This is a genomic window from Proteus faecis, from assembly GCF_003144395.1.
Classification (GTDB): Bacteria; Pseudomonadota; Gammaproteobacteria; order Enterobacterales; family Enterobacteriaceae; genus Proteus; species Proteus faecis.
Genome location: NZ_PENZ01000047.1, coordinates 71,270 through 85,880 on the forward strand (window position 1 = coordinate 71,270; position 14,611 = coordinate 85,880).

Here is a 14,611-nt window from a genome sequence, read left to right on the forward strand (position 1 = left end):
TTTATCCATAAATAAACTTTAATTTCCATTACGTTACTCTATAAAAAATTAGAAACGTAAGAATCCTTTTGCCATTTCTAATAAGGTATTCATGGTACTACTAACTATTTTAACAAAATTATCATAATTACTATTTGCAGCACTATATTTTTTAGAAAGCTCATCAAGATTAGTATTTATATTTTTTTCAAATGCATCTATACCATTTTTGAGCAAATTAAATTCCGATGATAAAAGTTTAACATCTGAACCATCAGAGGCTTTATTAATTTCATCCTCTGATGTTCCATCCAATACTAAATCTAATAATTTATTAAAACTAGACAAATCCACCTTGAAGTGAATTTCATATTCCATATCTTGGCTGGATAATTGATTTATACTAACCTTGCCACCTTTAATCTCCTTTAATAAATCTTCTATGGCATCAATAGGTACCATAATTCCATTAGCATATATTCTTTCGCCGTTAATTTCACGATAAAAATGACCATCACTATCTTGTTTGAAAACAAAACTCCCTAAATAAAGATCTTCATTGAAACGAGAACTATATTTATCAATAAAATCTTTTATTTTTTTATAAAAGTCTTTTCGTTTAAAGTTAATATGGTTATCATCACTTCCTGCACTAACATATTGGCTAATACTTGCTAATATCTCTCTTAATTCATTAACAAACTTCATATAATTAGAAAAAACATCTTTTAAAACATCTAAGTAATCATTTTTACCTGTGACAATAGAATCTTTGACTTCTTTAAAAAAATCATGCAATGAATTAGCATTAGAGTCACTTCTGCTATTAACTTGAGAGTCCATCTGTTGAATTTGAGATATCTCTTTCTCTAGTATTCTGGCATTGTTAGTATTTATTGCATATTTGTTTTTATTAATAATCTCTTCTTCTTTTAAAGAATAATGATTAACAAAACAAGTAGATGATGATGATATTGAAATAATTTTATTAATTTCATTTTGGAATTTCTCTTTAACTCTAATAGCTTCTTGGTTAAATTTTTCGGGCATTAGCTGATCATATTCTTTATCAACAACATAAGAGCTATTTTCGTAAAGATTAGTTCCCGTTAATAATTTTTTATTTTTTTCAAAAATATTAAAATTATCAATTACATGACCGACCATAATTAACCTCTTACCTTTAAATAAAATAAGTGGCTTTCTATAAATTATAAATTTATATATAAAGCCATAAAAAATTAAGTATCAGCACTTTTAGTTAAGTTATTACTTGATTTAAAGTCAAAACAATTGAATATTTTCAGTATAATTATAAATTTATAATGCTATCTATTTATTAAAAACGTAAAAATTCTTTTGCCATTTCTAGTAGTACATTCATTGTACTACTGACTATTTTTACAAAGTAACCATAATTACTATTTGCAGCACTGTATTTTTTAGAAAGTTCATTGAGATTGGTATTTATCCTTTTTCCTAATGCATCTAGTGATCTTTTAAATTACTTTTATTTAAATAAAGATTATTATTTTATAGTTTTTATCATAGTTAGTTGGGTTTACCACTATTAACCTCTTACATTACTAGAAATCGTTGAAGCCGTATCTTGATTGGCTCGAATAATTGCATCCATTGCTTGTATTAACGTTTTAATAATATCTAAGGCTTCGCGTTGGATCTCTGAATTATTACTATCCAATTGCCCTGCGGCATGAATAGAATTTTCTAATACCTTAATATCACCGTCCATACGTAATGCATTATTTTGAATAGAACTATCAACTATTTTTGATACAGGGTCTGCCATGGATGAAATAAATGAACCTTGAATCATAATCTTGTTATTTGTCTCACCTGATAATTTCGCCTTACCTAATCCTTTTATTGAGGTAAAAGCACCAATGCCATGAATGGCCATAGAAACAGTAGCACTTGAAATAGCAGCAGAAAATACAAGGTTCGCTTTTTTATATAAATCATCTTTTATTTGATTAGCGTAACTCAATTGCATTAACATAAACACATTGCCTAACTTTCTTGATGACTCATATTTTTTTATCATAGCTATTAGATAATCAATCATTAAGTTAATAATACTTATCATTTCTTTAGAAAGAAAATTAAAAATACTATTATTTATTATATTATTTTTCTTTACAGTTTTATCTTTTTGTAATTCAATAGTTAAATATTGATAATTTGCTTTGTTTTTTGGCTCCCTTATCTTAGGATTTTCAATATAAACCTGATATTCTTTTCTTTCAATTCGTTCATTTATCTCATTTGATCTCCTTCTACTTCTATTATCAAGCATTAAATTATTATTAGTTTCAGTGTTTTTCTTAACATTATCAATATTATCAATACCATTTTCTAACTGTTTTTTTATTGAAAATACATTATCATATTTATTACTTATATTGGAAACCATAATATTACTCCTATAAAATAAATTAAATATTCATATTTTTTACAATAAGTGCTCGAGTTTTATTACTTATAGATAAATTATCACTCATGCTCTGCAACATTTCAGTTAATGTGTCTACTTGTTCGTGATAACTATCCATAATTTTCTCTATTAGAGATTGGATTATATCTAATATAACTTGTAACTTTTTAGAATCTGCAATGGCTCTAATAATTGCATTGGTAATGGTCGCTGTATATATATTAATAATATTTTCAACTGTAGCAGTAATTAATCTTGATATTAAAAGCATTCTATTCAAAGCATTTAATCCAAAAGCAGCAAGATCTTTAGTTAATAGTTTAACTATTGATTTTAAAAGATTCTTTAATGCTTCTATAATTATTTCTTTAACCATTTTACCTAACATAGCTTCAAGATAAGTATTTAATATTTTCTTTAATATCATTTTAACTTGTTCAGTAAAAATCTTTTTAGCGACACTAGTCACCGCATTACCCGCTGGACCAGCAACAAAACTTAATGCAATACTTCCCGCTAAAAGTCCAATAGCAACGACAGACTTTACTACCATTCTTATCCGCTCTGTCATTTCATTTTTAGTTTTTTTCATAAGATCTTCAATAGCTTCTTTACTTACACCAAATTTCGATAAAATATTAGAAAATGCAGTTTGAAATTCAGCCACGAGTTCATCGGTAATAGCATCAACAAGTTTATCGACAAGTTCACTTACCGCCTTTGTAACAGGAGCCATTGCCTCTTCCATAAACGATTTATGAGTTATCGCTTGATAAATTTCATCAGCAACTGTTAAAGAGACACTGGCTACCATCATCACCACAGCAACACCAAGCAAAACTAATGAAGCACCCGCTGTAAAAATAGCAACGGCACCCGCAATAAGTGTTAATAAAGCACCCAATATCTTTAAAGCAATCCCCCCCCAAAAGTCAGTTTCTCTTTTCTTTTCAAGTTGAGTTTTTTGATCTTCAATTTTTTGTTTTAATGATTTAGTGGTCACTTCCTGAATATCATTAAATATTTTCTGTTCACCCCGAACACGTTGTAAGGTGACTCTTAATGTTAACTCTCGTAATTTAGCTAATAAAAAAGTTAATAAAGCCATTCCCGTTAGTACATGTGATACAACTTCGAGCTCTATTTTACTTTGCGATTTTGTTAGCTTAAGATAAATATCTTGTGCGCTATCTAATCTACTATTAATTGACTCATCATGCTTTTTATTAATTAATGAATTTAATTCATCTCTATGAAATGTAATAGAATTAAGCTTATCATTGCTCATAGAAACATTTGGTATATATTTAAATGCTTCATCTAAAAAATTAGCTAATAAATTAGCTAATTTATTAATATCCGCTAAAGTATAATCTTTAGTGCTATCAGGTAAGCGCATAAAAGGAAATTTATCTTTAAGAAAAACCTCCATTTCCTCTCTAGTTTTAATCTTTTTAGTAAGTAATTTGCTAATAACAGCATCAGGAATATTTTTATTTTTTAAAAAATTAATAACTTCATCTTTAGTTTTAAACTTATTAACCTTAATTTGATTATAGATTTCCATCCAATAATCAATATAAGCTTCTTTATAATTATTCATATCATCTAAAATAGATTGATAATCATTTTTTAGCCCATTAACACCTTGAGATAATCTATCTAATTTATCTAGATAATAATCAATATTATCAATATCTTTTAATTTATCTAAGATACTTTTATTTATTAAATTTTGATATGATAGTTGTAGATAGAGGTAAGTATTTGTTCCTTTCGGAGGGGAAAAGCTTGACTCAGTAGATAAATTCGGATGTTCTTTTATAGTAAGATTGATATTGATAGAATTTTGGTTTACACCACACTTACAATCATCATATAGGTGCTTTTGATTGGCTAAAATCTCCTCTTTTCTATTTGCCTCAACGGGGCTATTTAATACATATTCTCTCTCTGTTTCTTTTTTTTGAGGATATGGCTGTGCCTTGTCTTCTTGTGTTGCGGCTGTTTTGATATTAAAATTTAAATCAGATTTAGTATCTATTTTTTTACTATTTTCTTCTTGTTCTATAGGTGCTCTTAGAACAGGATATTCAAAACTATTTTTATCTTTTAAAACGACATCATTAATTAACTTTTCATTAGTAACAGTATTAATTATTTGAGCTTGTTTTACACTCTGCTTATTAACTTTCTCAACCTCCTTAGAAGGTGAGAAAGTGGAAATTTTTCGTTCATAAATAATATCATTATTAACTTTACCATTCATATTACTCATCCTTACTTTCATCGATGACGATAAGAGGTATATCTTTTAATGACTCTAAATAAACTATTGCTTTCTCTTTTATTGCTTTATCATTAATATTTTTAACCACTTGGTCAAAGCAATATTTTGCTTTCTCTTTTTCCCCTAAAGACAAGTTACACTGCCCTGCATAAAATACGGGGCGATAATCTTTATCTGCATTTAAATAAGCTAAAGCATATAGATCAACTGCTGCTTGGTACTGTTTTTTCAATTGATTAACTGCAGCTAATCCCATGATATAATCAACATTATAAAAATCATAAAGACATAAAAACTTGAAAATAGCTTCGGCTTCATCCAGCTTTCCCTTCTGGTAGAAGTCATAAGCAAATGAGTAGATTCCTTCCATAAACCCTTCTGGAATAGCGCTTTCATCCTTAAGTGTTGTCCCATTTTGAACAATAGAAACAATATAGCTTGCTAATTGATCAATTTCTTTTTCTGACATTTTTTCATATATTGACATCGTGTTAATCCTTTCATCTTAGATGAATAATTAATAATAAAATCATAGAATAATTTTCGTTCAATTACTTTAATAAAACACACGCCACTATTTATAAAAATGAATTATCTTTTTTTATATTTTTTTATATTTATAAAATAAAAAGCATTTATTCATTTATATAATCCATCTCTTCTCTTAATCTTCCATCGATTTCTATTCTCTTCAACCAAATTAAAATATCCATAATATCTAATAAATCCTGATCCATCATAACTTCAAAAAGATGATATTTATGATAAATCTTCCGGGCTAATTCAGGATATCTTACAACAGGCGTACCTACTTTTTTTGCATAGGATTTAACGGCTAATGCCTTTGCATTAATACATTTCAATGAAACCAATGGCATAATGCCATTATCAGGATCAAAATAGATCCCAACAGCCACATGGGTTGGATTAACAATGACTGCAGAAGAATCCCTAATCACTTTCTTCATCGGTTCATCAAGTAATTCTTGATGTAACTGTTTACGTGTTGATTTTATTTCGGGATCGCCCTCCATATTCTTATTTTCTTGTTTAACCTCATGCTTTTCCATCATCATATCTTTTAAGAACAGAAAGAAATCTGTAATAATGTTTAAAATAAGAATAGGTAAAGACAATATAAAAAAAACAAATATAAAACTAACAACTAGCGAACCCCATTTATCAATAACTTGATTTAATCCAGAACGATATAATAAAAATATTTCTCGTCCATATACAACAATAAATAAATAGCAAGTAATGACAAATACTACGATAAAAAGTAGTGTTTTTATAAAATCCTTAACAGTTCTTAAGCTAAATATTTTTTTAAATCCAGAAATGGGATTGATACGAGTTAAATCTAGTTTTATTGCCTCTGTGGCCAATTTAAAACGCGATTCAAACAAAGAAGGAATTGTGCCAACTAATGCAGTTACAACTAATATTGGCAAAATGATATCAAAAAATATTTTTGATATCACTTCAATATAACTTTTTAATGTAATATTAGTAGGATGAAGTAAAAGTGATTGGTAAAAATGAACAAACTCGGTGAAATCAGTCTGATGAAATATATACATCATACCAATAATATAGACTAACCCAGAAGTTAGCTCTTTATTTTTAAAGCTTTGGCCTTTTTTAGATGAATCGTCCAGTTTTTTCTGGGTTGGTTTTTCCGTTTTTTCAGCCATGATAAATTCTCATAAATAACTCATAAAAATATCTGTTATTAAAAAATTCAGATAATTCATTTGTTAATGCTGAAGCAAAAAAGAGGAGCAACGCAGAAAATGCTATGACCCCCTTAATACACAATGATAAAGAAAAAGCATTAAGTTGTGGGCAAAATAGAGAGTAAACACCCAATGCGACTTCACTTAAAAACATAATAATAAGTACAGGTGAAACAAGCACGATCGCAGCTCTTACCATATCAGTTAGCCATTTACCAATAAAAGAGTAGCCAATATTTTGATTAAAATAACCGATAGGAAAGACATCATAACTGTCTTTTAAAGTATCCATTAAAATAACTAAGCCACCTGTGTTCATAAAATAGGCAACACAAAATAACCCAGTTAAAGAAGCAAATTCAGAAGATTCAATACCTGTCGTTGGATTAATAGTATCACCAATGCTTGCACCTCGTTGATTATCAATAAATTCACCAAATGCTGACGCAATCCAAAAGGGGGTCGCTATTAATAATCCAATTAATATACCAACCACTAACTCGCTAATTAAAATAATCCCCCAACTCTCTCTAATATCATCAGTAATAGGAATACTGGCTTTTATTCCCATTGCAACATAAAATACGATAATGTATTTCAATAACTGACTATTTAATACTCGGCTATTAAGAAAAGGGATAAACATAAAGACAGGAAATAAGCGAGCAACTAAAAGTAGCAGATCGATCAAATAAACTTGTAAATACCCAAATAGTATCAACATGTTATTTATCCAGATAATCCTATAACTAGCATCTCTTTTGCATAGACTAATATTTTATCGCCCATCCAGCCCATCGAGATCAACAAACAGACAAAGACACTCACTAACTTTATTCCAAAAGGTAATGTTTGCTCTTGAACTTGCGTAATAGTTTGTAATAAACCAATAATTAAGCCAACAAAAGTTGCTACTGCTATCGGACCTGCAGAAAGCAAAATAACCAGATAAACTGCCTTATTTGCTGCATAGACCATATCCATTAGCTTACCGCCATAAGATCAAGATATTGATTAATCAATCCTTTTGATAATAAAGTCCAACCATCCATTGCAATAAATAAAATAAGTTTTAATGGTACTGATAGCGTTATAGGGCTCATCATCATCATCCCCAATGCTAATAAAATACAAGACACCACCAAATCAATAACAATAAAGGGAAGATAGAGATAGAATCCAATAATAAATGCAGATTTAATTTCACTTAATGCATAAGCAGGTAATAATGAGAGTAAAGAATTTTCAATATTTTCACTATCACCTTGGCTTTCGGGCCTATTTCCCTGCGCTTTTTCAAAAAACTCAAGTAATTCTGGCTCTGAATAACGATATAAATAGCGCTTGTATTCACCTAATGCTTCATCAGAAAAGCGTTCTAATGATTCTGGTGATGTAATGCTAATAGGTTCATCAACTAAATACTGATAGCTATTTTTAGCAATTGGCGTCATGACAAATAGCGCCATCATCAATGCAACCGCATTAAGTACCATATTTGACGGAACTTGTTGAACACCAAGTGCATTACGTGTCATCACTAATACTATTGAAAATTTTAAATAACATGTTCCTGCCGCAATAATAAAAGGAGCTAATGTTGCAAAAGCAAGCGTCAGAATTAGGGTTGTTGGGCTATCCATAAATTACTCTTGAGCTGAAAAAGAACGTTGTATTTCAACAGCAAAGTTATCGCCAACTTTAACTAACTCACCCGATGCAACAGATATGCCATTTACTTTTACAATAATATTTTGGTAAGCATTTTCTGGTAACTCTATTTTATCACCCGGCGCAAGTGCTTCTATCTGTTCTATCAATAACGTCTTACTTGCTAATAAAAAAGAGACAGTAACAGGAATGGTGCTAATTGATTGTAAATTGACAGAATTATCATGCTCTAGAGTTGGCAAAATATCATCATTATGGTCATCAACATTTTTTTGATGAAGTTGAATTAAATCATCAAGATCGGTTTTTTCAGGATCAAACATTTCATTTAATTCCACGCTATTTTCCCCTTTCCATTCAAATTTCATCCATTTCTTTTGCCCAATAACTAATATTGGAGAGACTGTCTTAATTAATAAAATATCGCCTTGTAATGCACTTTTAAGTAATGAAAGGGAAATTTGGCTACTTCCCCAATAAAAATCAGCTATAGCACCAATTTTCTTTTCTGATATGCTCATCCATTGAAATTTACCATTAATTTCATTTATAAATAATTCACCAATATCACTATTAACTACAGGATAACGAATGTCAGCCGACTTTCCCAAACAGACATTATTTACCTTAAGAGACATAGGCTCTTGTGCAAAAGGAAGTGTAATTTTTGAGAATTTTTCTAATAAAAAAGCACATAAATAAGATGCAGGAACTTGTGTCCAATCGATATTTTTTTCGGGGTAAATTTTAGTCATAACAGTATCCACTAAAATAAACCCACTAAAAGTGGCTAATGTATTTTCACCTTTAATATGAAAATAATAGCTTGATATGTCAGTAGGTAATGAATCAAATGATGCAGATAAATATTTCATTGCGCTGCCTTCATAATTTTCATTTTCTAATGGCGTATTCATCAATATTCATCCTCTTTATGCTTATCTGCATCAATTGAATTAATATGCCTATAGCTATTTTTTTCATTATTTTCTAAAGATAGTGTTGAACGACCTTGATACTGATTTAAATTTTCAAATGATGCTTGATAAACTCGTCCAGTTGATGCAATTAATTGAATTTGATTTTCTAGCGCAAAACGAATTTGTACTTGGTGATTGTCATTTCCCCAACGTTTAAAAACATAAGTTATATTATTAGGCTTAGAGAATAGAACATCTGTTTTATGTAAAATATTCCATGTTGGTAAATTAAGTAATTGCTTTCCAGAAAACATGTTTTCTATTTTAGGAGTTAACTGTGATTTTGCTATATCAGATAACGACATAGCCGTATTTATTAACGTTGTACCTTGTAATTGTTCTGTTAATCTATTTTTCGTCTTTTCTCTAAGATTATCGGCTAACAAAACATGATCATTATCCTGACCTAATTTATTATTTAATGGTAATTTATTATTCTCATCTTTTATGAGATCATGATGTGGCACACCCTCTATTAATATATTATCTAATTTATTCTTTGAGTTTGATAATTTATTTAAATCCCTATCAAAATTATGATTTTCTTCCTCAAAATGAATAAATTCATTTTTATTTTTTGATTCTAATCCATATTTGAAATCAGTATTTGATAAGTGTGGTACCATACTTTTTTTTAGTATTTTATTTATACTTTCTTTTTTATCAACCTTACTATCAACAAACTCTTTATCTTTTTGTTTTATATTTATTTTTTTATTTGTGATATTACTATCAGGCGTAGACAATTCTCTTTTAAGATCTACCTTTCTACTATTTTTATCAATATAATTTATAGTGTTTTTTAATTTATTATTTTTTATATCAATACCTTGACTGATTAACTGTTTTTTTAAATTCAATGGGATAACTGGTTGCATTATTTGCTGGTTGAGCAATAATCCTTCTAGATTTTTAAGCTCATCACCATCCGTTTCCAACTCATCTTTGGTATTTTTATTTGTAGATAATTTTTCTTTTTTATCTACAACTTCTGCGACTTCTTTTTTACTATCAACATCTTTTTTATCTATAACTTCAGCGACTTCTTTTTTACTACCAACATTTTTTTTCTCTGCGCTATTGCCTTTTTTACTTATAAGAGATAATAACTGCAATTTAATTTTGAAATTTTGTAGATTTTTAGACGTTATAGTTTTTAGTTGAGATTCATTATTTGTAAAATGAACCTCATCATTATAAGCAATCTGAGTTAACCTAATACTATCAGATATTATTTTGTTCATACAACGCCATCTCCTGTATTTCATTCTGTTCTAAACGTTCTAGATATAGTGTTTTTTCTAACAGTTTTCTATCAAAATAACGTTGCATTTTCTTTTGTTTCTTAACAGCTACAAGATACTCTTTTTGCAAAGCAATCTTATCTTGTTGTAATTGAGTTAATTTATTTTCAATTTCTTTAATTTGGGCATGACATATATTTAATGATGATAAAACGATAGCTTGTTTTCGTCGCTGTTGATTTAATGAAATAAAAGAATAAGTACCAGCTTTTTCATAAGCCGGTATCTCATTTTTTAATGCATTTGCTAATTGTTGTTGTTCTATTTTTTTATTTTCAGCTTCAATTAATAATTGTTGATATTGGTGCTGTTTTTTTTCTATTTTTTGTTGACGTTTAATAACAGCATTAATAAGAGATTGCTGTTCAAGAGGTAAGCGCATATAGCTTTTCCTGAGTTTCTTGAAATTCAGCTTTTTCTTTAAAGGATTGAACTAAAAAACGTTCAATTAAAGCTTGTTTATTGACGGCTTCGTCATTAAGTGCGTTATCGCCAACATGATATTCACCCAGTTCTTGCAATAATTTAATATCTTGTAAACGCATTAAAATTTGTCTTACTTTTAATGCTGCTTGTTGCTGTTTTTCACTCGTAATTTGTTGAAAAACACGACTTACACTGCCTAAAATATCAATAGCAGGATAATGGCCAGATGCTGCAATTTTACGCGAAAGATAAATATGACCATCCAAAATAGAGCGTACTTCTTCACCTATAGCATCAGGTTCATCATCGCTCTCCAATAAAACAGTATAAAAAGCAGTTATCGAACCGATTTTAGTCACACCAGGTCGTTCTAAGATTGCAGGTAACTTATCAAATACAGAAGCGGGATAACCTTTACGTACGGGTAATTCACCCGCAGTAAGCGCAACATCACGTAATGCCCGACAATAACGTGTTATCGAATCAATAAATAAGACAACATGTTTTCCCTTTTCCCGAAAATATTCTGCAACCGTTGTTGCTACAAGCGCAGCATTACAGCGATCAACCGCAGGCTGATCAGAAGTAGAACAGATCAAAACTGTTTTTTTGCAACGACTATCACTTTTCAACTCTTCAACAAATTCCGTGACTTCACGTCCCCTCTCGCCGATTAGGCCAATAACAAAAATATCAGCTTGTGAAAAACGGATAAACATATTCATTAACATGGTTTTACCTGTTCCTGCACTCGCAAATATTCCCATTCGTTGCCCTAATCCACAACTTAATAGACCATCAACGGCTCGTACTCCTGATTGAAAAAGTGTGTTAATAGGCAACCTATCACTAAATGATGGAGGGTTTGCGTCAACAGGAAATAACTCATTATACGTCTCTTCAGGTGGTTCACTGTTATCAAATCTTAATAAGCAGTGCCCTTTGATATCAATCATGCTACCTAATACATTGCTATTTAATGCAACCGAAAAAGATTTTCCTGTCGGCTCTACGACTATCTGTAAAGAATATCCTTGAGAACTTCCCATCATACTCAGTATTGTTATGCCATTACGAAATCCAATAACAATAGCTTCACCAACAGCTTCTTTATTTTCTATGCCTGTTTTTATTTGGCAAATTTCACCAATAAAAACGTCACGCAGCATCACCTCCAGAATATTTCCTTGTATTCGTGTAGGGTGAGCTGCGTAACGAAATGCTGAAAATAATTTGTTCATTACTAATTAATAAATTGCTGATAAATTTGATTCATAACTTGAAAAAATTCATCAATCGCTTTTGCCATTGTTTCACCATTTTGTAATGCAACAGGCATAAAAGAAGCTCTCAGTTCTAAATCAGACTCCACTTTCACTAAAGCAGGTTGACCAGGATAAAAGCTCTCTGTTTGTGTATTTATTTGCTCTAATAAAATACCACTGCTATTTTGTCGTAATTGATTTTCATCATATTCACGTAATACAGACCAAATCATAGGAACATCATCGACAGTTAATAAATTAATATCGGGCATTTCACCAAGACTAATAGTAATTGTTGAATGATTATCGATAGATCTACCACCAGAAAAAAGATCATCACGACCTATAACACTCATGGAGTCAATAATTAAACCTGCTAGATCACAAGACATATTCTTCCCCTAAATAGATTGCAAAACATTTATTTCCATATCTGAAGATAATTCGTCATAAGATAAAACTGAAAGCTGTGAAAATTGCGTCTCTAATAATTTTCTAACAAATCGTCTTATATCTATTGCCGTTAAAACAACATAGTTTTGAATATATTTAATTTCATCAAAAGCAACTGTCATTTTTTCCATAATAAGATCAAGCTCAGCAGGCTCTAAATTAAGGAATGTACCAGAAGAACTTTGCCTTATCCCACTACGGATTATCTCTTCGATTTCATTAGATAATATAACAACATTAATCTTTCCATTTTTAGAAAAAAAACTACTTATATATCGAGCTAGTAATGAACGAATATGCTCAGTTAATAATATAGGGTCTTTTTCTTTTCCACCCCATTGTACTAAACCACCAATAATTGTCTTTATATTTCTAATAGGTATTTTTTCTTGTATTAGTCTTTGTAAAACTTCATTAATACGCTGAATAGAAACTTGTCTATAACACTCTTTCATTAACTCAGGAGATCGCTCTTCGACTTTATCCAAAATATTTTTAGTCTCTTGAATACCTAAAAACTCGATAATATTGGATGTCATTAAATATGAAAATTTATTATAAAAGTAATTTTCTGACTTAATAACTTGATAATTTAACTTGGTAAGTTTCTCTTTTTCTGTTTCTTTCACCCAATATCTTTTTATTTTATTGTCTTCTTTTTCAATATAGTTTAATCCTAACGAGAAAAATTCATCATTAGGTTCCTCTATATTAATAAGGGGGAATGGACAATCAAACTCATCAGCTTTTACTTCATTAATTAAAATAATTATCCTATCTTCTTCAATTACATCAGAATAATGGATCATAATGTCAGGTAGCAAAACACCATATTGTAAAATAAACTCTTTTTTAAGCCATTTATCAAAAACAATTTTGGTTAGGTAATCTTTTTTCGTCGTTGAGACAGTGACAATTAAAGGTAAGGTTTCTGCTTGTTCTAAAGAGATCGTTTCTGTAAGTAAAACATTTTCTTCTTCCTCTTTCTTTCCTGAAAAAAGATTAGAAATAAGTCCTTTTTTACTTTCTCCCTCTTCATTTTTTTCGCCTTCTTCTGTTACCACTGATGCGGTGGTTTTCTTTTTATTTCTCCTATTTTTTTTAAAAAAATAAAGACTAATAATCGCAGAAAGAATAAGAAATACTGGAGTTGGAAAGCCAGGTAAAAAACCAATCACAAATGCTAGTATCGCTGTCACCAATAAAGCAAAGTCTTGAGCTAATAGCTCATTCATTATGCTAAAACCTAGGTTTTTATTTTCACCACCAACACGAGTAACAATAAAACCTGCACTAATAGAGATAAGCAATGCTGGAATTTGAGCAACTAAACCATCACCAATGGTCAATAATGTATAGGTATGCAATGCTTGTGAAATCGATAAATCCATTTGAGCCATACCAACAGAAATACCACCAATAAGATTGACAAAAATAATCACAATACCAGCAATTGCATCACCTTTAATAAATTTCATTGCACCATCAAATGAACCATAAAGTTGACTCTCTTGCCCTAATTCTTTACGCCTTATTTTGACCTCATCATTAGTAATGATGCCGGATTTTAAATCCGCATCAATACTCATTTGTTTACCCGGCATACCATCCAATGAAAAACGCGCAGCAACTTCTGCAACACGTTCAGAACCTTTGGTAATAACCAAAAACTGCACAATAGTGACAATTGAGAAAACCACAAATCCGACAACTAGGTTTTCACCAATAACAAATTCACCAAATGACGTAATAATTTCACCTGCATCAGCATCAAGTAAAATTAAGCGACTAGTACTAATAGAAAGTGCTAAACGAAAAAGAGTGGTTATCAGCAATAATGCTGGGAATGTCATGAAATTTAAAATTCGGGTAATATAAAAAGAACTCATAAAAATCAAAAGAGAAATTGTGATATTTAACCCGATAAGAAAATCGACGATGTAAGTCGGAAGCGGAATAATTAGCATCATGATCACTAAAACCATAATTGCTAATACAATAAGCTCAGAACGATTTCTAATGGCAGAAAGGAATTTATAAACCATAACT

At 30.0% G+C, this 14,611-nt stretch carries 15 protein-coding genes; all 15 read right to left on the reverse strand.

Annotated features, from left to right (window positions below; all coding sequences use genetic code 11):
* Nucleotides 1-48: 48 nt before the first annotated feature.
* Nucleotides 49-1,146, reverse strand: a complete 1,098-nt coding sequence (locus DK858_RS16240) for an IpaD/SipD/SspD family type III secretion system needle tip protein (protein WP_109398291.1) — start codon at nt 1,144-1,146, stop codon at nt 49-51.
* A gap of 172 nt (nt 1,147-1,318) precedes the next feature.
* A complete protein-coding gene (locus DK858_RS16245) occupies nt 1,319-1,450 on the reverse strand; it encodes an IpaD/SipD/SspD family type III secretion system needle tip protein (RefSeq protein ID WP_109398365.1) in 132 nt (43 codons plus the stop codon).
* A gap of 99 nt (nt 1,451-1,549) precedes the next feature.
* Complete coding sequence (locus DK858_RS16250; RefSeq protein ID WP_109398292.1) at nt 1,550-2,413, reverse strand: type III secretion protein; 864 nt, start codon at nt 2,411-2,413, stop codon at nt 1,550-1,552.
* A gap of 22 nt (nt 2,414-2,435) precedes the next feature.
* Nucleotides 2,436-4,703, reverse strand: a complete 2,268-nt coding sequence (sctE, locus tag DK858_RS16255; protein WP_162556462.1) for a type III secretion system translocon subunit SctE — start codon at nt 4,701-4,703, stop codon at nt 2,436-2,438.
* A 1-nt stretch (nt 4,704) separates the two neighbouring features.
* Complete coding sequence (gene sicA / locus DK858_RS16260) at nt 4,705-5,211, reverse strand: type III secretion system translocator chaperone SicA (protein WP_109398294.1); 507 nt, start codon at nt 5,209-5,211, stop codon at nt 4,705-4,707.
* Between the two features lie 148 nt (nt 5,212-5,359).
* The gene (locus tag DK858_RS16265) at nt 5,360-6,421 is read right to left on the reverse strand and encodes an EscU/YscU/HrcU family type III secretion system export apparatus switch protein (RefSeq protein ID WP_109398295.1); all 1,062 of its coding nucleotides are present in this window, start codon (nt 6,419-6,421) and stop codon (nt 5,360-5,362) included.
* Complete coding sequence (gene sctT, locus DK858_RS16270; RefSeq protein ID WP_109398296.1) at nt 6,414-7,187, reverse strand: type III secretion system export apparatus subunit SctT; 774 nt, start codon at nt 7,185-7,187, stop codon at nt 6,414-6,416. Before sctT ends, DK858_RS16265 begins: the two co-directional genes overlap by 8 nt.
* A gap of 5 nt (nt 7,188-7,192) precedes the next feature.
* Nucleotides 7,193-7,447, reverse strand: coding sequence for a type III secretion system export apparatus subunit SctS (gene sctS / locus DK858_RS16275; protein WP_109398297.1), 255 nt, complete (start codon nt 7,445-7,447; stop codon nt 7,193-7,195).
* Nucleotides 7,447-8,106: an EscR/YscR/HrcR family type III secretion system export apparatus protein gene (locus DK858_RS16280; RefSeq protein ID WP_109398298.1), complete on the reverse strand. Its 660-nt coding sequence runs from the start codon at nt 8,104-8,106 to the stop codon at nt 7,447-7,449. Before DK858_RS16280 ends, sctS begins: the two co-directional genes overlap by 1 nt.
* Before the next feature lie 3 nt (nt 8,107-8,109).
* The gene (locus DK858_RS16285; protein WP_109398299.1) at nt 8,110-9,051 is read right to left on the reverse strand and encodes a FliM/FliN family flagellar motor switch protein; all 942 of its coding nucleotides are present in this window, start codon (nt 9,049-9,051) and stop codon (nt 8,110-8,112) included.
* Complete coding sequence (locus tag DK858_RS16290; RefSeq protein ID WP_109398300.1) at nt 9,051-10,358, reverse strand: hypothetical protein; 1,308 nt, start codon at nt 10,356-10,358, stop codon at nt 9,051-9,053. The genes DK858_RS16285 and DK858_RS16290 overlap by 1 nt, the downstream gene beginning before the upstream one ends.
* Nucleotides 10,339-10,800 carry a type III secretion protein gene (locus DK858_RS16295; protein WP_109398301.1) on the reverse strand — a complete coding sequence of 154 codons (462 nt, stop codon included), beginning with the start codon at nt 10,798-10,800 and terminating at the stop codon, nt 10,339-10,341. The genes DK858_RS16290 and DK858_RS16295 overlap by 20 nt, the downstream gene beginning before the upstream one ends.
* Complete coding sequence (gene sctN / locus DK858_RS16300; RefSeq protein ID WP_109398302.1) at nt 10,784-12,085, reverse strand: type III secretion system ATPase SctN; 1,302 nt, start codon at nt 12,083-12,085, stop codon at nt 10,784-10,786. Before sctN ends, DK858_RS16295 begins: the two co-directional genes overlap by 17 nt.
* A gap of 2 nt (nt 12,086-12,087) precedes the next feature.
* Nucleotides 12,088-12,501 (reverse strand): InvB/SpaK family type III secretion system chaperone, encoded by a 414-nt coding sequence (locus tag DK858_RS16305; RefSeq protein ID WP_109398303.1) that lies wholly within the window; start codon nt 12,499-12,501, stop codon nt 12,088-12,090.
* 9 nt (nt 12,502-12,510) lie between these two features.
* Entirely contained in the window at nt 12,511-14,607 is a 2,097-nt protein-coding gene (locus tag DK858_RS16310) for an EscV/YscV/HrcV family type III secretion system export apparatus protein (protein ID WP_109398304.1), read from the reverse strand.
* Between the last annotated feature and the right edge of the window lie 4 nt (nt 14,608-14,611).

Bases quoted from the DNA above. Each gene is read 5' to 3' on its own strand.
- DK858_RS16240 (WP_109398291.1), bottom strand. From the start codon at position 1,146: ATGGTCGGTCATGTAATTGATAATTTTAATATTTTTGAAAAAAATAAA.
- DK858_RS16250 (WP_109398292.1), bottom strand. From the start codon at position 2,413: ATGGTTTCCAATATAAGTAATAAATATGATAATGTATTTTCAATAAAA.
- sctE (WP_162556462.1), bottom strand. From the start codon at position 4,703: ATGAATGGTAAAGTTAATAATGATATTATTTATGAACGAAAAATTTCC.
- sicA (WP_109398294.1), bottom strand. From the start codon at position 5,211: ATGTCAATATATGAAAAAATGTCAGAAAAAGAAATTGATCAATTAGCA.
- DK858_RS16265 (WP_109398295.1), bottom strand. From the start codon at position 6,421: ATGGCTGAAAAAACGGAAAAACCAACCCAGAAAAAACTGGACGATTCA.
- sctT (WP_109398296.1), bottom strand. From the start codon at position 7,187: ATGTTGATACTATTTGGGTATTTACAAGTTTATTTGATCGATCTGCTA.
- sctS (WP_109398297.1), bottom strand. From the start codon at position 7,447: ATGGATATGGTCTATGCAGCAAATAAGGCAGTTTATCTGGTTATTTTG.
- DK858_RS16280 (WP_109398298.1), bottom strand. From the start codon at position 8,106: ATGGATAGCCCAACAACCCTAATTCTGACGCTTGCTTTTGCAACATTA.
- DK858_RS16285 (WP_109398299.1), bottom strand. From the start codon at position 9,051: ATGAATACGCCATTAGAAAATGAAAATTATGAAGGCAGCGCAATGAAA.
- DK858_RS16290 (WP_109398300.1), bottom strand. From the start codon at position 10,358: ATGAACAAAATAATATCTGATAGTATTAGGTTAACTCAGATTGCTTAT.
- DK858_RS16295 (WP_109398301.1), bottom strand. From the start codon at position 10,800: ATGCGCTTACCTCTTGAACAGCAATCTCTTATTAATGCTGTTATTAAA.
- sctN (WP_109398302.1), bottom strand. From the start codon at position 12,085: ATGAACAAATTATTTTCAGCATTTCGTTACGCAGCTCACCCTACACGA.
- DK858_RS16305 (WP_109398303.1), bottom strand. From the start codon at position 12,501: ATGTCTTGTGATCTAGCAGGTTTAATTATTGACTCCATGAGTGTTATA.
- DK858_RS16310 (WP_109398304.1), bottom strand. From the start codon at position 14,607: ATGGTTTATAAATTCCTTTCTGCCATTAGAAATCGTTCTGAGCTTATT.